The following is an 18,454-nucleotide window of genomic DNA, read 5'->3' as shown; positions in this document are numbered from 1 at the left end:
AATGTGGTAATAATATTTCTATATTTGAGTTATATAAAGTAAACAAAACCAGTTTTGAACATCTTTTTCTTTGGTACATACAATTGCAAGGCAGATGCAAAAGGGCGAATTATGCTCCCTATTGCGTTGCGCAATCAAATGCAGCCAATTCTAAAAGATGGTTTTTATATTAAGAAGTCATACTATAAAGAATGTCTGGAACTTTATCCCGCACATGAGTGGGAAAAAGTGATGGGGGAGTTGGATGAAAAGAATCGTTACGATGAAGAGGTGGATGACTTTATAAGAATATTCACTGCTGGCTTAAGACCTGTTGAAGTGGACAATACAGGTAGATTGCTAATTGCTAAGGAGGTAATGCAAATGGCCGGAATCAGTAAGCAAGTAAAAATAGCCCCAATTAGAAAGCATTTGGAAATTTGGGATCTTGAAGTTTATGAAAACGCAGTCAAAGCTTCAAAAGAAAGAAAGAAAGAATTGGCAGGCAAAGTGATGTTGGGCAAAACCAAAGAAGATGTATCATAATCCGGTACTGCTTAATGAGGCGGTCAATGGATTGAACCTAAAAGAAAACGGAGTATATATAGATGTCACTTTTGGTGGTGGCGGTCACTCCAAAGAAATATTAAAAAGACTGGGCGAGGAGGGTAGGTTATTCGCTTTTGATCAGGATGAGGATGCGTTGGCAAATACAATTGATGATGAACGGTTCACTTTGATCAATGAGAATTTCAGGTTTCTCAGACAGTTTTTAAAGTTCTATGGCATTCTAAAAGTTGATGGAATCTTAGCGGATTTTGGGGTGTCTTCGCATCAATTTGATGAAGCTGAACGTGGTTTTTCAATCCGTTTCAATGCTGATTTAGATATGAGAATGAGCAAGAACAATTCTTTATCTGCACACAAAGTGGTCAATACATACCCAGAAGAAAATTTATCAAAAGTATTGTTTGAATATGGCGAGTTGCGAAATGCAAATGCTATTGCAAAGGCCATAGTGGATGCTAGAGCAGAAGGGTCAATCAATACCACTGACGAATTAAAAGGTGTTTTGAAAAAGTTTCTGCCTAAAATGAAGGAGAATAAAATTTTGGCGCAAATCTATCAGGCAATTCGAATTGAGGTGAATCAGGAAATAGAGGTGCTCAAAGAATTTCTGGAACAAACACCAGAATTACTAAAGCAAGGGGGAAGGCTAAGCTTAATGAGTTATCACTCTTTAGAGGATAGATTGGTAAAAAGATTTATCAGGGATGGGAAATTTGAAGGTGAGGCTGAAAAAGATTTTTATGGCAACACAAATGTTCCCTTAAAGAAAGTAGGCGGGTTAATAGTTCCATCAGCAGAAGAAATTTTAAAAAATAACAGGGCAAGAAGTGCAAAACTCCGTATTGCGGAGCGCAAATAAAATATTATCACACTGATAGCAGTGAAATGCAGTCGCAGTATTAATTTCCATTTTTATGGAAAATGATGATAAATAAGTATGAAAATGAAAAAAGGATTATTGGACATATTAAAGGGTAAGTTTTTGGTAGGTACCGATACTGCACCAAAAAACTGGCTTTTTCTGCTTTTTGCTTCCTTTTTGGCAGCTATGATGATTTCTAGCAGTCACCAAGCTGATAAGAAAGTCCATGAGATTTCCCAGTTAAATGAAGAGGTTCGCGGATTACGAAGTGAGTTTTTAAAAAACCGACGGGATTTGCAGCAATTAAAGTTAGAGTCGTCCTTAAAAAATGAAGTAGTGGCAAAAGGATTAAAACCATCTATTGATCCGCCTCAAAAAATCATCGTTAAATCAATAAAGTAAGTGGCAATCAAAGAGAAAAATATTATGCTTAGACTTTATCTCATTGCGGGAGGTCTATTTCTTTTTGCCATTGCCGTGGTGGTGAAATTGGTGGATATTCAAATGGTCAAAGGACATACCTACAAAGAAATGGCCATGGCGAAGACAGAGAAGATGTTCACTATTCAGCCAAACCGGGGAAATATTTATGCAGATGATGGAAGTCTTCTTGCAGCCTCCGTTGCTAAATATGAAATACGTTTTGATGCCAATACCGTAAAAGAAAAAGATTGGGCAGAAAATATAGGTCCATTATGTGATTCTTTAGGTGTTTTGTTTGGTAAGCCTTCATCACATTACCGTCAAATGCTAAGAAAAGCAAGGGCAAACAGGAACGGCTATAAATTAATTGCACGAAACGTAGAGTATCTGGATTATGCTCGAATGCGAAAATTCCCCTTGTTTAGATACGGTCCAAACCGTGGAGGTTTTATGGAATCCCATCGTGTGGTTCGTGAGTATCCTTTGGGCGGAATGGCCGCTCGTAGTATAGGATATGAAAGAGTGGATGAAGAAGGACATTTTACTAGAGTTGGTTTGGATGGTGCATTTGGAAAAGATTTCCTAAGAGGAAACGAGGGAAAAAGGTTAAAACAAAAGAGCGCTGGAAGCCAATGGAAACCTGTTGGTTTTGATAATATAATAGAGCCACAAGATGGTCGGGATATTGTAACTACAATAAATACCAACATTCAAGATATTGCCCATCATGCGTTATTGAAGCAATTGGAATATTATAAAGCCGACCATGGTTGTGTTGTGGTTATGGAAACCAAAACCGGCGAGATTAAGGCGGTCTCCAACTTGGGAAGAACCAAAGAAGGTAAATACTATGAAAGATTGAACTATGCCGTGGGTGAATCCCATGAGCCTGGTTCTACATTTAAGTTAATGTCCTTGGTAGCTGCTTTGGAAGATAAGGTCATTGATACCGGTACAGTGGTAGACACCGAAAAAGGGCGTTGGAAAATATACGACCGTACCGTACGTGACTCTAAATGGAATGGTTACGGAAAAATATCTATAGGCAAAGCATTTGCACTGTCTTCAAACACTGCTTTTGCGAAAATGATTCATGAAAATTATAAAGAACGCCCTGAAGATTTTGTGGACAGATTAATGAATATGGGTCTTCATAAAGATTTGGATTTGCCAATAGTAGGTGAAGGACAGCCTGTACTAAGATATCCGGGGGATAAGGGTTGGTCTGGAATTTCATTGGCATGGATGTCCCATGGGTATGAAGTGGCCATGACCCCCATGCAAACATTAGCCTTTTATAATGCGATCGCCAATAATGGAGAAATGTTGCGTCCGTGTTTTATTAAACAAGCGAGGATAGGAAATAAAGTAATAAAAGAGTTTGATAAAGAGGTAATCAACAAATCCATCTGCTCTAAGGAAACTGTAAAGAAAGTACAGCAATTGTTGAAAGACGTGGTAGAGCAGGATTTTGGAACTGGAAATGGCCTGTATTCAAAAAGTTTTTCTATGGCTGGAAAGACAGGAACAGCCCAGAAAAACTACGTGACAAAAGACCCGGATAAACTACAATATATCTCTTCTTTTGTTGGGTATTTCCCAGCGGATGACCCAAAATATTCATGTATAGTTGTCATACATGAACCAGATAGGGAAGTTGGTATTTATGGAGCAGATGTTGCCGGACCAGTTTTTAAGGATATGGCACAGAAAATTCACACCATTTCTCCAGTAGCGGATGAAGTCACTCCCTCTGACCCAGAGTTTGATCAATTGGAAGAGGCTTACAAAAAGTTTTATGCACACGCTCAAAAAAAATATCAGCAAGTGCCTAATTTAAAAGGAATGTGTGGTATGGATGCCGTAGCCATTCTTGAGAATTTGGGAATAGAGGTAGAAGTAAACGGAAATGGTAAAGTTAAGGCTCAATCTGTTTCCCAAGGTACCAATGTAAACGAAGTTGAAAAAATAGTATTGGAATTATCGTGAAGTTGCTCAAAGACATATTGTATGGGGTAAGTCTTGCTGTAGTAAGTGGGGATACCAATGTGATGATAAACCATCTCCATTTTGATTCGAGAAAGGTTGAAATGGATGATGTTTTTGTAGCAATCAAGGGGCTTATTACAGATGGGCATAAGTATATCCAAAAGGCAATAGACCAAGGAGCAAAAGCAATTGTTTGTGAAACCCTTCCAGAGCAAATAGTCAATGGAGTCACTTATTTGGAAGTGGATAATGGGAACAAGGCATTGGCTATTATGGCTTCTAACTTTTACGGTACGCCTTCGAAAAACCTAAAGCTAGTTGGAGTAACTGGCACCAATGGAAAAACTACGGTGAGCACCCTGCTTTATAGTTTGTTTAAAAAAGCAGGCTATAAAGTTGGACTAATTTCTACCATTAAAATAATGGTTGATGATAAGGAGTATACTACTTCCCATACCACTCCTGATGCAATGACAATTAATGAACACTTGTATTTAATGAGTGAGCAAGGAGTGGAGTTCTGTTTTATGGAGGTAAGTTCACATGGAATCCACCAGAAAAGGGCAGAAGGTTTACATTTTGAAGGTGCTGTTTTTACCAATTTATCACATGATCATTTAGACTATCATAAAACCTTTGCAGAGTATAGGGATACCAAAAAACAATTGTTTGATGGTCTTTCCAAAACAGCCTTCGCACTTACCAATTCCGATGACAAAAACGGTATGGTAATGTTGCAGAATACAAAGTCTAGAAAATATACTTATGCCTTAAAATCTTTTGCTGATTACAGGGGGCAGATATTAGAAAAACAACTTAATGGTCAATTGTTAAAGATTGACGACAATGAACTTTGGTCAAAATTGATAGGGGATTTTAATGCCTATAACCTTTTGGCAATTTACGCTACCGCTGATATTCTTGGATTGGAAAAATTGGAAATCCTGAGACTTATCAGTGAACTGGAAAACGTAGATGGAAGATTTCAATATTACATATCGAAAGAGAAAATTACTGCAATAGTTGATTATGCCCATACACCGGATGCGCTAAAAAATGTATTGATTACAATCAATGCATTGAGGACTGGAAATGAAAACGTCATCACCGTAGTGGGGTGTGGTGGTGACCGTGATAAGTCTAAGCGTCCGGTTATGGGTCATATCGCTTCAGAAATGAGCAATCAGGCAATTTTTACTTCTGATAATCCTAGAACAGAATCCCCAGCTGTAATTATTGAAGAAATGGAAGCAGGGGTTGAGCCTCAGAATACAAAGAAGATTTTATCGATAGAGAATAGAAAGCAGGCTATAAAAACTGCCTGCAAATTGGCTTCGGCCAATGATATCATACTTGTGGCGGGTAAGGGTCATGAGACATATCAAGAAACCAATGGAAAGCGTATTGACTTTGATGATTTTAAAGAAGTTAAGACTGCGCTCAACAGTTTAAATAAATAATGTAGTCTATGTTGTACTACCTTTTTGAATTTTTAGAAAAACAATATCAACTGCCAGGAGCATCTTTATTTCAGTTCCAGACATTTAGAGCGGGTATGGCCGTATTGTTTTCGCTGTTGATTGCCATGATTTATGGTAAGCGCATTATACTGTTCCTACAGGCAAAGCAAATAGGGGAAAGTGTCCGTGATTTAGGTTTGGAAGGACAAAAAGAAAAGACCGGTACGCCAACTATGGGTGGACTTATTATTATCATGTCCACGCTCATTCCTGTCATATTGTTTGCGGATGTTAAGAACATCTATATCATTTTACTGATAGTTACCACTATTTGGATGGGCATTATTGGTTTTATAGATGACTACATAAAAATTTTTAAGAAGGACAAAAAAGGACTAAAAGGGCGCTTCAAGGTTATGGGTCAGATTGTCTTGGGCCTAATTGTAGGCATTGTTCTGTATTTCCATCCCGAGGTGACAATGAAGGAGAAGGATGGCACCATGATTACAGAAAACTTTACGGTTGAACGGGTTGTGGGGAAAGAGAAGAAAGCGGTTAGGACCAATGTTCCCTTCTTTAAAGATAATGAATTGGATTATGCAGATTTTATTGCTTGGACAGGAGAAGGAATGGAAAAATATGCCTGGTTGATATTTATTCCTGTTGTGATTTTGATTGTAACTGCTGTTTCCAATGGCGCAAATTTAACTGACGGAATTGATGGACTTGCGGCTGGCTCTTCGGCAATAATTGTATTGACCTTAGGAATTTTTGCCCTAGTATCTGGTAATATTGAATTCTCTTCTTATTTGGATATTTTTTATATCCCAAGAGTAGGTGAGCTACTGGTTTTTATTGCTGCGTTTGTAGGTGCTTTGGTTGGATTTTTATGGTACAATACCTATCCAGCACAAGTTTTTATGGGAGATACAGGTAGTTTGACCATAGGTGGCGTAATAGCTGTCATAGCCATTATCGTTAGAAAGGAATTATTGATTCCGGTATTGTGCGGAATCTTCTTTGCAGAATCACTTTCCGTGATGTTGCAAGTCGGGTATTTTAAGCATACAAAGAAAAAATATGGTGAAGGTAAGCGCATTTTTTTGATGGCGCCTTTGCATCACCACTATCAGAAGAAATTATATCACGAAAGCAAGATTGTAACACGCTTTTGGATTATTGGGATTATTCTCGCCATAGTGAGCATAGTTACCCTGAAAGTACGATAGAATGGAAACGCTGGTCATTCTTGGTGGTGGAGAAAGTGGAGTGGGTACAGCTATTTTAGGGAAGCAAAAAGGATATCAAGTTTTTGTTTCCGATAAGGGAGAAATAAAAGAAGAATATAAAAAAGTTCTTGAACATTTTGAGATTGAATGGGAAGAGAATCAGCATAATGAAGCTAAGATTTTAAGTGCTGATGTGGTAATGAAAAGCCCAGGAATACCAGATAAAGTTGCTTTGATACAAAAGTTACTTAAAAATGGGGTTCCAGTAGTTTCTGAAATTGAATTTGCATCAAAATATACGGATGCCACAATAATTGGAATTACGGGAAGCAATGGAAAAACCACTACTACAATGTTAACTAATCATTTGCTTAAAGAGGGTGGTTTGGATGTAGGAATGGCGGGTAATATTGGTGATAGTTATGCTAAAATGGTCGCTGAAAATGATTTTGGACATTATGTTCTGGAAATCAGCAGCTTTCAGTTAGATGGAGTGGTTGATTTTAAGCCAAAAGTTGCCATTATAACCAATATCACGCCGGATCACTTGGACCGCTATGAATATAAGTTTGAAAATTACATAGCTTCTAAATTCCGAATTGCTATGAACCAAGAAGCGACGGATTATTTGATTTATGATGCGGACGACGATGTAATAGTCAATTGGTTAAAAAAACACCCAGTTCAATCCAAATTAGTGCCTTTTTCACTTAAAAGAGAACAAAAGTGGGGGGCATGGTTAGATAAAGACACCATAAGAATAAACGTAGAACAAAAAACTTTGAAAATGAGCACAGATTTTTTAGCCTTAGAAGGCCAACACAATGTAAAGAATGCCATGGCGGCCGGTCTTGCTTCGCTTTTGGTCAATGTTCGCAAAGAAACTATCCTTAATAGCATACAGAATTTTCAAGGAGCTCCACATCGTTTGGAAAAAGTGTTAAAAATCAACCATGTAGAATACATAAACGATTCCAAAGCAACCAATATCAATGCAACTTACTATGCATTGGACGGTATTAAAAAACCTATTGTTTGGATTGTTGGGGGAGTTGATAAGGGTAACGACTATAGTGAGTTAATGCCTATGGTCCGCGAAAAAGTAAAAGGCATTATTTGTCTAGGAATGGACAATTCGAAACTCATTGAAGCTTTTGGAAATGTTGTTGAGCCATTAGTGGAAACTTTCTCAATGGAAGAAGCCGTAAAAGTGGCCTATAAGATTTCAGAGCGAGGCGACACAGTTTTGTTGTCACCAGCTTGTGCAAGTTTTGACCTTTTTGAGAATTATGAGGATAGAGGAAATCAATTTAAAGAAGCCATAAAAAAATTATAGATATAAATGTTGGCACAACTGAGAAACTTAAGGGGAGATAAAGCTATTTGGGCAATTGTTGCCCTTTTGGCATTGTTTTCTTTTCTGCCAGTTTATAGTGCTAGTACAAATTTAGTTTATGTAAAAGATACTGGAACAACAATTAGTCACTTGATTAAACATGGGGTACTATTGTTTTTGGGCTTTATGATTATCTATGCGGTGCATAGAATACCAACCCACTATTTTAAAGGATTGGTGTTGATTGCAATGCCAATTGTTTTGGTTTTATTAGGATACACCTTGACAGTTGAAACCAATATTGGCGGGGTAAGTGCCAACCGTTGGATTCCCATCCCTTTTATTGGTGTAAGGTTTCAGACTTCCACATTGGCAACAGTTGTGTTAATGATTTGGATTGCCAGATACTTAAGCAAAATAAGAGAAACTAAAATCACTTTTACTGAGAGTATTTTGCCATTATGGCTTCCAGTTTGTTTAGTGGTCGGGTTAATTCTTCCAGCTAATTTTTCAACAGCTGCCATCGTTGGAGTTTTGGCATTGATAATATGCTTCTTAGGTGGATATCCATTAAAATATTTATTAGTGATTACTGGAACGGGAATTGTAATTGCCAGTACATTCTTATTTGTCTTGTTCAATGCGACAGAATCACTACCGGATAGGGCTGGAACTTGGAAAACAAGGATAGAGACTTTTATGCATCCAGAGAATGCCAGTGCGGATGCAATGAGACAAGCAAATGATGCAAAAATGGCCGTAGCTCAAGGTGGTCTTTTTGGAAAAGGTGCTGGGAAAAGCGTAATGAAAAATAGTCTGTCCCAGAGTGAGTCGGATTTTATATTCGCCATAATCATTGAAGAGTATGGACTCATTGGAGGCTTAGGACTTTTGTTTTTCTACTTGCTCTTGCTTTTCAGGATTGTGGTTGTTGCTAATTCTGCTAAGACGGTTTTTGCGAAACTTTTGGTCATTGGAGTAGGACTGCCCATAGTTTTTCAAGCATTTATAAATATGGCAGTGGTGGTACAATTGTTCCCTACTACAGGACAGCCTTTACCATTGATAAGTATGGGGGGAACATCTATTTGGATGACATGCTTGGCTATAGGTATTGTGTTGAGTGCAAGTGATAAAAAACAAGAGGAGCTATTATCCTCAGAGATTGATGATACAAATCCTTTAGAAGTATTAAGTGGGCAATTATAAGTTCATCCTTTCTGGAGGTGGTACTGGCGGGCATATTTATCCTGCCATTGCAATAGCAAATGAATTAAAAAGAAGACATGTTAATGCAGAATTCTTGTTTGTTGGAGCAAAAGATAAAATGGAAATGGAAAAAGTTCCTCAAGCAGGATATAAGATTGAAGGACTTTGGATAAGTGGAATACAAAGGAAACTAACGGTAAAGAATTTACTGTTTCCTATAAAACTGATAAGTAGTTTGTTGAGAGCACGCAAAATAGTAAAACAGTTTCAACCCCATGTTGCTATAGGCACCGGGGGGTTTGCAAGTGGACCATTGTTGAAAATGGCTGCTACTGCTAAAGTGCCTTGCGTGCTACAAGAGCAAAACTCATTTGCAGGAATAACAAATAAAGTTTTGGCTAAAAATGCTAAAGTTATATGTGTTGCTTATGATAATATGGAACGTTTTTTTCCAAATGGAACGGTAGTAGCAAAAACAGGGAATCCAGTACGTTCAGATTTAATAGATATTAAAGTTCACAAGGAGGAAGCGTCCACTTTTTTTGGACTTCAAACCAATCAGCCAACCTTATTGGTTTTAGGTGGCAGTTTAGGTTCAAGACGTATTAATCAATTAATAGAAAAAGAACTGAATTTCTTTAAAGAACTAGGCATTCAGGTCTTATGGCAGTGTGGAAAATTATACTACGATGAGTATAAAAAATATGAGTCTGAAACTATAAAAGTAAAAGCCTTTTTAAACAAAATGGATTTTGCCTATACGGCAGCAGATATCATTATCTCTAGAGCGGGTGCAGGTTCAGTATCGGAATTATGTTTGGTGGGTAAACCAACTGTATTTATCCCCTCGCCTAATGTAGCTGAAGATCATCAAACCAAAAATGCTGAGGCATTGGCAAAAGAGAATGCAGCAATATTATTACGAGAAAAGGATTTGGACAAAGATTTTGAATTAGTTTTTAATAGGGTTTTAAACTCAAAAGAAGAACAACAGACATTAGCTGTTAATATTAAAAAATTGGCTTTGCCAAAAGCAACGGAAGCCATCGTAGATGAAATAGAGCAATTATTAAAATGAATTTGAAAGATATACATAACGTGTATTTTATTGGTATTGGAGGCATAGGAATGTCTGCTTTGGCACGTTATTTCAAATTTATAAATAAGAATGTTGCTGGCTACGATAAAACTCAAACACCATTAACTAATAAGTTGATGGAATTGGGAATTGATATTCATTTTACGGATGGGGTGAACCTTATTTCGGAAGAATTTAAAACATTAGAAAATACACTTGTGGTGTATACCCCAGCAGTTCCTAAAAGGCATAACGAATTACAATATTATATAAACGCCGGTTTTCAAGTAAAAAAGCGTTCAGAGGTATTGGGCATTATTACAAAAGACACTTTTTGTTTTGCCGTAGCTGGCACACATGGTAAAACTACAACATCCAGTATCCTAGCTCATTTGTTAAAAGAAGCAGGAACTCCTCTTACTGCATTTTTAGGTGGGATTTCCGAAGATTTCAACAGCAATTTTGTGCTGGAAGGAACAGATTATTCGGTTGTAGAAGCAGATGAATATGACCGCTCATTTTTACAGCTTTCACCAGATGTGGCCTGTATCACTTCTATGGATGCAGACCATCTGGATATTTATGGGTCTGATGCCGAAATCAAAAAATCTTTTGAGGAATTTGCAAAAAAAATAAAACCAGATGGTAAATTATTTGTCTGTAACGGATTGCCGATGGATGGTATTACCTACGGTATAGATGATGCGTCGGATTATTGTATCACCAATATAGTAATTGAACATGGCACCTACATATTTGATTTGAAAACTCCGGAAGAAACATTGACAGATGTTCGTTTCAACAAACCGGGCAAGCACAATTTGCTTAATGGATTAGCTGCTTTTGCAATGGCGGCGCAGGCCGTTTCCCAGCCACGCCGTCTAGCTGAAGCATTGGCAACCTTTAAAGGGGTACAGCGTAGATTTTCTTATCAGATAAAGGAGAACGATTTTGTTTTTATAGATGACTATGCACATCATCCCACTGAAATTGAAGCAGTGTATCAAGCAGTTTCAGAAATGCATCCCAACAAGAAGGTAACCGTTGTTTTTCAACCTCACTTATACTCTAGAACACAGGATTTTGTAGAAGGCTTTGCAACCAGTTTGGCAAAATTTGATTGTGTACTTCTCTTGGATATTTATCCTGCTAGAGAAGAGCCAATTGCAGGAGTAACATCATCTTGGCTATTGGAAAAAATAAAGAATCCAAATAAAAAGTTAGTAGAGAAATCAAGCTTGTTAAATGCTATAAATGATTCTAAACCAGAGGTTTTGGTCACCATGGGTGCAGGCGATATTGGTCTTGAAGTTTCTAAGTTAAAAAATGAATTGGCTTATGCGAGTTAATTGGAATTACATAAAAATTAGTGGTTTGCTTTTGGCAATTGTTGGCCTCTATGGTTTTGCCGATCATAGGAGCAAACAGAAAAAAGTTGATGATATTTCTATTAAGTTTTTGGGAGACAACAACTTATATCTTACGGAAGATTCGGTTAATAAATTGTTAATACAAAATTACGGGAGCGTAAAAAATAGGGCAAAAGAACAAGTAGTTTTGAATACCATAGAGACTTTAATTAAGTCGGACCCTATGGTAAAAAATGCCCAAGTCTATCTCTCAATTGAGGGAGAGCTTATTTCTAAAATTGTTCAACGAAAACCTTTAGGAAGGGTTGAGGGCGTCTCTAAATTTTATTTGGACGACACAGGAAATCGCATGCCATTGTCAAGGCATCACTCTGCAAGAGTACCTATTATAACAGGTAAGATTACAGGGAAAAGCCTAGAGGATGCTTATGTCATATTGGAGTTTATAAATGAGGATGATTTTCTTCGAAAAAATGTGATAGGAATTCACATAGAAGATGAAGGGAGTTATCAATTAAAGCTAAGGGTAGAAAATTTTATTGTGAATTTGGGCGGAGTGGAAAACCTTGATGAAAAGTTCAAAAACTTTATGGCATTCTATGTGAAAGCAGCTAAAGATAAAACGTTGGAAAAGTACGCAAAAGTGAGTTTAGAATTTGAAAACCAAGTGGTTTGCACCAAAATATAAATTATGGAACAGGGTAATTATTCAGTTGGGTTAGATATTGGGACAACAAAGATTGTGGCCATTATAGGGAAGGAAAACGAGTACGGCAAAATTGAAATTTTAGGTACTGGTAGATCTAAAAGCCTAGGTGTTCACCGTGGCGTAGTAAATAATATAACACAGACAATTTCTTCAATCCAACAAGCTGTGGAACAAGCAGAGGTTAATTCTGGATTAAAAATTGGTTCTGTGGTGGTTGGTATTGCTGGTCAGCATATAAGAAGCTTACAACACAGCGATTACATTACCAGACCCGATGCAGAAGAAGTAATAAATGATGATGATTTGGATAAGCTCTGTAATCAAGTATACAAATTGGTCATGCTACCTGGGGAAGAGATTATCCATGTTTTACCACAAGAGTATAAAGTGGATGGTCAGTCTGAAATAAAACAGCCAATAGGAATGTACGGTGGACGTTTGGAAGCGAATTTTCATGTTGTAGTTGGTCAAGTCTCTTCTATAAAAAATATAGGTCGTTGCATCAAAAGTGCAGGTTTAGATTTAGCAAATATCACGCTAGAGCCTCTAGCATCTGCTGAAGCAGTTTTAAGCCAAGAAGAAAAAGAAGCTGGAGTTGCTTTAATTGATATAGGTGGTGGTACCACGGATTTGGCAATTTTTAAAGATGGCATTATCCGCCATACATCAGTAATCCCGTTCGGAGGTAACGTAATTACAGAGGACATTAAGGAAGGCTGTTCCATTATAGAAAAGCAAGCTGAGTTACTAAAAATGAAGTTTGGTTCTGCATGGCCAGGAGAAAATAAGGATAATGAGATTGTTTCTATTCCTGGATTAAGGGGACGTGAGCCAAAGGAGATTACACTTAAAAACCTCTCTAAAATCATACACGCTAGAGTAGTGGAGATTGTGGAGCAAGTATATGTGGAAATCAAAAACTACGGTCACGAAGAGCAAAAGAAAAAGTTGATAGCAGGTATTGTGCTTACTGGTGGTGGAAGCCAGTTAAAACACTTAAAGCAACTAGTGGAATACATAACAGGGATGGATACCAGAATAGGATATCCAAATGAGCATTTGGCCGGTGATTCTGATGAGGAAATCGCAAGTCCACTATATGCTACTGCAGTTGGCTTGTTAATGAATGCATTGGAAACTAATGCTAAAAACGCTATGCCAGAAGTTGAAGCTCAAGACCAAGAACTAGAAGGCGTATTAGTTGAAGACCATGCACAGGCTTCGGTTTCAGGAAATACAATTCAAAAAGAGCGCAAGTCCATTTTTGATAAATGGTCGGAAAAACTGAAAGACTTTTTAGATAACGCAGAATAAAAATATCATCAATAAATAGAACACCCATGAGTAAGAGCAACGAATTTGACAATATCGCTTTTGATTTACCCAAAAATAAAAGCAACGTGATTAAAGTAATTGGCGTAGGTGGCGGTGGTAGTAATGCCATTAACCACATGTTCCAGGCAGGAATCAACGGAGTTGATTTTATAATCTGCAATACGGATGCCCAAGCACTGGAAAATAGTCCGGTACCCAACAAGATTCAATTGGGAGTTTCTTTAACGGAGGGCCTTGGTGCAGGAGCAAACCCAGAAGTAGGTGAGCAGGCTGCAATGGAAAGCATGGAGGACATTAAGAGTATGTTGGAACACACCACTAAAATGGTTTTCATTACTGCTGGTATGGGTGGTGGAACTGGAACGGGTGCCGCTCCAATTATTGCCAAAGCTGCTAAGGAGATGGGGGTTCTTACAGTAGGTATAGTTACAACACCTTTTCAATTTGAAGGTATGCCACGTTGCAAGCAGGCTCAAACTGGAATTGAGAAATTACGTGATAATGTAGATTCGCTAATTGTAATTAATAATAATAAGTTGCGTGATATTTACGGAAACTTGGGCTATAAAGCTGGTTTCTCAAAAGCGGATGAAGTACTTTCTACAGCTGCCAAAGGTATTGCAGAAGTAATAACACATCACTATACTCAGAATATCGACCTTAGAGATGCCAAAACAGTGCTTTCCAATAGTGGTACTGCTATTATGGGGTCAGCAAATGCTTCAGGTTCTGCTCGAGCCAATGAAGCTATTTCCAAAGCATTGGATTCTCCACTACTGAACGACAATAAAATTACAGGAGCTAAAAACGTATTGTTGCTTATCGTTTCAGGCAGTCAGGAAATTACTATTGATGAAATTGGCGAAATCAATGACTTTATTCAGTTAGAAGCCGGCCATGGAGCCAATATTATTATGGGTATTGGTGAAGATGAAGAATTAGGTGACGCAATAGCAGTGACCATAATTGCTACAGGTTTTGCAAGTGATCAGCAAGATGATATCGTAAATACAGAATCTAAACGAATTATACACACACTAGAAGATGAGCAAAAAGCTGTTCATGATTTAAGTGCTGAGAATTCACCTAAAGCTTATGATATTAATGTTTCTCTTGAAGAAGAACCAGTAATAAAACATCAATTGGAAGAAGAGATAGAGGAGCCGGAGGTTAAGCAGCCAGAATCTGATTTGATTAAAACTACCAATTATATTAGAAACTTTAATGTGTTCTATGAAGAGGTAGTAGTTGCGCCAGTTAAAGAAACTATCGCAGAAAATCATGATGAAGAGTTTATCATTATCGAAGCAAAAGATGTTTTAAACGATATTGAAGTAGTTGACCCTGAAATAGTTTCCACTAAAGAGGAAGAAGATCAATTTGCATTGACTTTTGACATGCCAATCAATGATAACACTGAAGAAGAAAAGGAGAATACCATCACCTTTGACTTGGGTGAGGAGGCAAAGGATATTGATGTAAACGAATATATAGAGGTGAGTCCTGTAATGGATTACAATAAAGAAGGAGAGACCCGCTATAATCTAGAAGAGTATATGGAGTTGGAAACCCAGTTGACCGGTGCTAGGTCGGTTGCGGAAACCCATGAGCCTAAGTTGATGGAGGATGAATTGGTTTTTGAAAAGAAGACAATAAAAACTGAAGCTTCTACCGGAGGTGATGCATCTAAAGAAGTAGACCCTTTCAATAGTTCAATTGATGATTTATTAAAGGAAAGGGCAGATGAAAGAAGAAAAAAGCTAAAGAACTTCAATTATAAGTTTCAAAACAATAGAAACAGTATAGATGAGATAGAAAAGCAGCCTGCGTATAAAAGACAGGGGGTAGATTTAGAAGAAGGCCCGAAAGAACAAAAAGTGTCTAGAATGAGTTTGGGTGAGGATAGCAATGATGAGATTCAGTTGCGTTCCAATAATTCGTTTTTGCATGATAATGTTGATTAGTAGTGTTTAGTTTACGTCCATTTTAATGGAACGTTTAAACCCGAAAGATGGAAACCTACTTTCGGGTTTATTTTTTATCTTCGCTCACCAAAATATGACGAAAATGAGTTTGCAAGAAAGGATAATGTCAGAGATGAAAGCAGCTATGAAAGCTAAGGACACTGTAGCCTTAGAATCATTGCGAGCCATTAAATCTGCTATTTTATTAGCACAGACAGATAAAGGAGCAGGTGATGGACTTTCTGAAGAGGAAGAGGTAAAATTGGTGCAGAAATTAGTAAAACAGCGTAAAGACAGTGCAGCTATTTTTACCGAACAAGGTCGTAGCGATTTAGCAGACCCAGAATTGGCACAAGTTGCTGTGATAGAAAAGTTTTTGCCTGAACAATTGACCGAAGATGAAATTGAGAAGGTAGTTGTCCAAACCATTGATAGTATTGGAGCATCTGGAATGCAAGATATGGGTAAGGTAATGGGCATGGTATCTAAAGAGCTAGCTGGTCAGGCAGATGGGAAGACTATTTCTACAATAGTTAAGCAAAAGCTTAGTTCTTAATAGAAAATAAGGCCACGTAGCTCAGCTGAATAGAGCATTGGATTTCGGCTCCAACGGTCGGGGGTTTGAATCCCTCCGTGGTCACATTAGTTTAAAGCAGGCGATTAGCCTGCTTTTTTGTTTACTAGCAATAGTTTTTACTTTCAAACCTGTAATTATCCTAGATAAATACAAAGACTCTCTATATGAGGCAATGGGATTTTTTGATTCACTATAACTAATGCCGGATAGTTTACGGGCTGAAAAACTTTTTCAGTCCTTCTTTTTAAACGTAATTTATAAGTCTACTCATTTTCATCATAGAAAAACTGCTCTTTTACAATTTTTCCGTCCTTTACTTCATATACCGCTATCTCTGACATGGTAGAACGATGTCCGGAGGGTTTATGGGTGGTGTCCATTTCAAACCTTACCGAGAACCAATTATCGGCTACCAGAGGTTCTGATACATTAGTATTATGTACTTCAAAATTTTCTTGCCACCACTCTCCTTTTTTCTGTACTCCTTCAAAACCTTCAGCCCGTCCTCCTTCACCGGTTCCGTCATTTTCTATACTAACAATTTTTGGGCTGTAGAGCTCCTTATATGGTGTTTCAAAATCTCCTTTTTTACAAGAGTCTACCAGTTTCTGTGCAATTTCATTCGTGTTCATGATGGTTGTTTATTGATTAGATTTTTAAAATACAAAAAAATGAAACTCAAAAACTTCCATTAACACAATCTTAAAATAAAAAATCACCGCTTTCTAGATGGTGCTTTTAGCGAGTACTTACTAACGGCAGCTGAAAACTATAATGGTATCCTTTTTGTGCAGGCCATGCTGAATTATGTGATTATCCAGACCATTAAACGCAAATATGTAAGTCCTTTGTTTTTAAAAAATGTTGAGGAGAAACTGGACTCCAATAGTTTTATTAGGGTTCATAAATCGTATATCGTAGCTCTTGATAAAATAGAGGGAGTAGTCCATCATGAACTTCAAATAGGTATTTATAAAATTCCGTTGAGCAGAAATTACAGAAAGGCCGTAGTGCCCAAAATTTTAGGGGATAATCTTTGGAATGGTAATAGGTAAGCCATAAAATTTTAGCCTATTTTAAAGCACAATATAATTTTGCCGTTTTTGTTCGGAAATAGTTTACTAATTTAAGAACCTATGAAATTTGTACTTGCACCCGATAAATATAAAGGTTCTCTTACAGGTATAGAGTTTTGTGATGCTGCTGAAAAGGGGCTTCGGATGGTTTTTGCGGATGCAAATATCATTAAATTACCCTTGGCCGATGGTGGTGATGGCACCATAGAAGTAGTGAAAACCTATTTAAATGCAGATTCAGTAGAATTGAGTGTTTCTGACCCGTTATTTAGGCCAATACATTCTAGCTATTTACTTTCTGATGATAAAAAGACAGCCTTTATTGAGATGTCTGAAGCTTCAGGATATAAGTTGCTTAATAAGAGTGAATTAAATTGTATGCATACCACTTCTTTAGGTACTGGGAATTTAATTTTTGATGCTCTAAATAAAGGGGTCCAAGAAATTATTTTAGGTATTGGAGGAAGCGCCACCAATGATGGAGGCATGGGAATGGGTTCTGCTTTAGGGTTTGAATTTTTAGATCGTGACGGGAATAGATTAAGCCCTACAGGAATTAACCTTATTAATGTAGTCACTATTAAAAAGAGTTCAATTCACAAAGGTCTAGCAAATGTGAAAGTAAATGTAGCTTGTGATGTTTCCAATCCATTTTATGGACCTGATGGAGCAGCTTATGTTTATGGGCCGCAAAAAGGAGCAAACCCAGAAGAAGTGAAATTGTTGGATATGGGACTCAAAAATTTTGCAAAAGTTATAAAATCTGAATTAGGAATTGATGTGCAAAATATAAATGGCTGCGGCGCTGCAGGAGGATTAGGCGGTGGAGCTGTAGCTTTTTTAAATGCTAGGTTAAAATCCGGTATTGATTTAATTAAAGAAATATCAGATTTTGATAATGCTATTAAAGATGTCGATTGGGTAATTACAGGAGAGGGCAGGTTAGATGCACAAACACTTTCTGGTAAAACTATCGCAGGAGTATTATCTTCTGCTAAAAGAAAAGGAATTCCGGTTGCGGCTCTATGTGGTTCAGTTCTACTTACTCCGAAAGAACAGGATGAAGCAGGGTTAAATTATGTTGTTGCAGTTTCTAAAGAAACGGAAAGTTTGGAGGTAGCTATGAAGAATAGCTATGGAAACTTGATTCAGGCTGCATATAATTTTGGTGAACAAATAATTCATAAACAATTATTCTTCATCGCGTTATTTATTAGAAATCTTGATTTATTGGTTTAGATTATTTTTTCCTTTACCTTAAACGTGATTAGTTGATTGCTTATTTTCA

Annotated in this window: 17 protein-coding genes and 1 tRNA gene; 17 read left to right on the top strand and 1 reads right to left on the bottom strand. The window is 37.4% G+C overall.

Annotated features, from left to right (window positions below; all coding sequences use genetic code 11):
* Positions 1-54: 54 nt before the first annotated feature.
* The 15 genes from AACP56_RS09340 (at position 55) to AACP56_RS09270 (ending at position 16,153) form a co-directional block, all read left to right on the top strand.
* A complete protein-coding gene (locus AACP56_RS09340; protein WP_339338656.1) occupies positions 55-525 on the top strand; it encodes a division/cell wall cluster transcriptional repressor MraZ in 471 nt (156 codons plus the stop codon).
* The gene (rsmH, locus tag AACP56_RS09335; RefSeq protein ID WP_339338658.1) at positions 515-1,408 is read left to right on the top strand and encodes a 16S rRNA (cytosine(1402)-N(4))-methyltransferase RsmH; all 894 of its coding nucleotides are present in this window, start codon (positions 515-517) and stop codon (positions 1,406-1,408) included. Before AACP56_RS09340 ends, rsmH begins: the two co-directional genes overlap by 11 nt.
* 84 nt (positions 1,409-1,492) lie before the next feature.
* Complete coding sequence (locus AACP56_RS09330) at positions 1,493-1,813, top strand: FtsL-like putative cell division protein (RefSeq protein WP_339338660.1); 321 nt, start codon at positions 1,493-1,495, stop codon at positions 1,811-1,813.
* Entirely contained in the window at positions 1,814-3,823 is a 2,010-nt protein-coding gene (locus AACP56_RS09325) for a penicillin-binding protein (RefSeq protein ID WP_339338662.1), read from the top strand.
* Complete coding sequence (locus AACP56_RS09320) at positions 3,820-5,283, top strand: UDP-N-acetylmuramoyl-L-alanyl-D-glutamate--2,6-diaminopimelate ligase (protein ID WP_339338664.1); 1,464 nt, start codon at positions 3,820-3,822, stop codon at positions 5,281-5,283. Before AACP56_RS09325 ends, AACP56_RS09320 begins: the two co-directional genes overlap by 4 nt.
* 8 nt (positions 5,284-5,291) lie before the next feature.
* Entirely contained in the window at positions 5,292-6,512 is a 1,221-nt protein-coding gene (gene mraY / locus AACP56_RS09315; RefSeq protein WP_339338666.1) for a phospho-N-acetylmuramoyl-pentapeptide-transferase, read from the top strand.
* Between the two features lies 1 nt (position 6,513).
* Positions 6,514-7,848 carry a UDP-N-acetylmuramoyl-L-alanine--D-glutamate ligase gene (gene murD, locus AACP56_RS09310; RefSeq protein WP_339338668.1) on the top strand — a complete coding sequence of 445 codons (1,335 nt, stop codon included), beginning with the start codon at positions 6,514-6,516 and terminating at the stop codon, positions 7,846-7,848.
* 6 nt (positions 7,849-7,854) lie between these two features.
* On the top strand, positions 7,855-9,057 hold the full coding sequence (locus AACP56_RS09305) for an FtsW/RodA/SpoVE family cell cycle protein (protein WP_339338670.1): 1,203 nt from the start codon (positions 7,855-7,857) through the stop codon (positions 9,055-9,057).
* The gene (murG, locus tag AACP56_RS09300) at positions 9,044-10,135 is read left to right on the top strand and encodes an undecaprenyldiphospho-muramoylpentapeptide beta-N-acetylglucosaminyltransferase (RefSeq protein WP_339338672.1); all 1,092 of its coding nucleotides are present in this window, start codon (positions 9,044-9,046) and stop codon (positions 10,133-10,135) included. The genes AACP56_RS09305 and murG overlap by 14 nt, the downstream gene beginning before the upstream one ends.
* A complete protein-coding gene (murC, locus tag AACP56_RS09295) occupies positions 10,132-11,484 on the top strand; it encodes a UDP-N-acetylmuramate--L-alanine ligase (protein ID WP_339338674.1) in 1,353 nt (450 codons plus the stop codon). Before murG ends, murC begins: the two co-directional genes overlap by 4 nt.
* Positions 11,474-12,193, top strand: a complete 720-nt coding sequence (locus AACP56_RS09290; protein WP_339338676.1) for a cell division protein FtsQ/DivIB — start codon at positions 11,474-11,476, stop codon at positions 12,191-12,193. The genes murC and AACP56_RS09290 overlap by 11 nt, the downstream gene beginning before the upstream one ends.
* Positions 12,194-12,196: 3 nt before the next feature.
* Positions 12,197-13,528, top strand: coding sequence for a cell division protein FtsA (gene ftsA / locus AACP56_RS09285; RefSeq protein WP_339338678.1), 1,332 nt, complete (start codon positions 12,197-12,199; stop codon positions 13,526-13,528).
* A gap of 26 nt (positions 13,529-13,554) precedes the next feature.
* Positions 13,555-15,513, top strand: a complete 1,959-nt coding sequence (gene ftsZ / locus AACP56_RS09280) for a cell division protein FtsZ (RefSeq protein ID WP_339338680.1) — start codon at positions 13,555-13,557, stop codon at positions 15,511-15,513.
* 103 nt (positions 15,514-15,616) lie between these two features.
* Positions 15,617-16,069 (top strand): GatB/YqeY domain-containing protein, encoded by a 453-nt coding sequence (locus AACP56_RS09275; RefSeq protein WP_339338682.1) that lies wholly within the window; start codon positions 15,617-15,619, stop codon positions 16,067-16,069.
* A 10-nt stretch (positions 16,070-16,079) separates the two neighbouring features.
* Positions 16,080-16,153 (top strand) — tRNA-Arg (locus tag AACP56_RS09270).
* A gap of 200 nt (positions 16,154-16,353) precedes the next feature.
* On the opposite strand, the gene AACP56_RS09265 is transcribed toward AACP56_RS09270, so the two are convergent.
* On the bottom strand, positions 16,354-16,722 hold the full coding sequence (locus AACP56_RS09265) for a nuclear transport factor 2 family protein (RefSeq protein ID WP_339338684.1): 369 nt from the start codon (positions 16,720-16,722) through the stop codon (positions 16,354-16,356).
* A gap of 75 nt (positions 16,723-16,797) precedes the next feature.
* On the opposite strand from AACP56_RS09265, the gene AACP56_RS09260 reads away from it, so the two are divergent.
* Together AACP56_RS09260 and AACP56_RS09255 are read left to right on the top strand one after the other, a co-directional pair.
* A complete protein-coding gene (locus AACP56_RS09260) occupies positions 16,798-17,145 on the top strand; it encodes a LytR/AlgR family response regulator transcription factor (protein WP_339339927.1) in 348 nt (115 codons plus the stop codon).
* A gap of 81 nt (positions 17,146-17,226) precedes the next feature.
* Positions 17,227-18,405, top strand: coding sequence for a glycerate kinase (locus AACP56_RS09255; RefSeq protein ID WP_339338686.1), 1,179 nt, complete (start codon positions 17,227-17,229; stop codon positions 18,403-18,405).
* Positions 18,406-18,454: the final 49 nt, after the last annotated feature.

Source organism: Croceitalea sp. MTPC6 (assembly GCF_036985525.1).
Lineage (GTDB): Bacteria > Bacteroidota > Bacteroidia > Flavobacteriales > Flavobacteriaceae > Croceitalea.
Note: the sequence above shows the minus strand (reverse complement) of the source record. Positions and strands in the feature narration are given on the sequence as shown.

Bases quoted from the DNA above. Each gene is read 5' to 3' on its own strand.
- rsmH (WP_339338658.1), top strand. From the start codon at position 515: ATGTATCATAATCCGGTACTGCTTAATGAGGCGGTCAATGGATTGAAC.
- AACP56_RS09330 (WP_339338660.1), top strand. From the start codon at position 1,493: ATGAAAAAAGGATTATTGGACATATTAAAGGGTAAGTTTTTGGTAGGT.
- mraY (WP_339338666.1), top strand. From the start codon at position 5,292: ATGTTGTACTACCTTTTTGAATTTTTAGAAAAACAATATCAACTGCCA.
- murD (WP_339338668.1), top strand. From the start codon at position 6,514: ATGGAAACGCTGGTCATTCTTGGTGGTGGAGAAAGTGGAGTGGGTACA.
- AACP56_RS09305 (WP_339338670.1), top strand. From the start codon at position 7,855: ATGTTGGCACAACTGAGAAACTTAAGGGGAGATAAAGCTATTTGGGCA.
- murC (WP_339338674.1), top strand. From the start codon at position 10,132: ATGAATTTGAAAGATATACATAACGTGTATTTTATTGGTATTGGAGGC.
- AACP56_RS09290 (WP_339338676.1), top strand. From the start codon at position 11,474: ATGCGAGTTAATTGGAATTACATAAAAATTAGTGGTTTGCTTTTGGCA.
- ftsA (WP_339338678.1), top strand. From the start codon at position 12,197: ATGGAACAGGGTAATTATTCAGTTGGGTTAGATATTGGGACAACAAAG.
- ftsZ (WP_339338680.1), top strand. From the start codon at position 13,555: ATGAGTAAGAGCAACGAATTTGACAATATCGCTTTTGATTTACCCAAA.
- AACP56_RS09275 (WP_339338682.1), top strand. From the start codon at position 15,617: ATGAGTTTGCAAGAAAGGATAATGTCAGAGATGAAAGCAGCTATGAAA.
- AACP56_RS09265 (WP_339338684.1), bottom strand. From the start codon at position 16,722: ATGAACACGAATGAAATTGCACAGAAACTGGTAGACTCTTGTAAAAAA.
- AACP56_RS09255 (WP_339338686.1), top strand. From the start codon at position 17,227: ATGAAATTTGTACTTGCACCCGATAAATATAAAGGTTCTCTTACAGGT.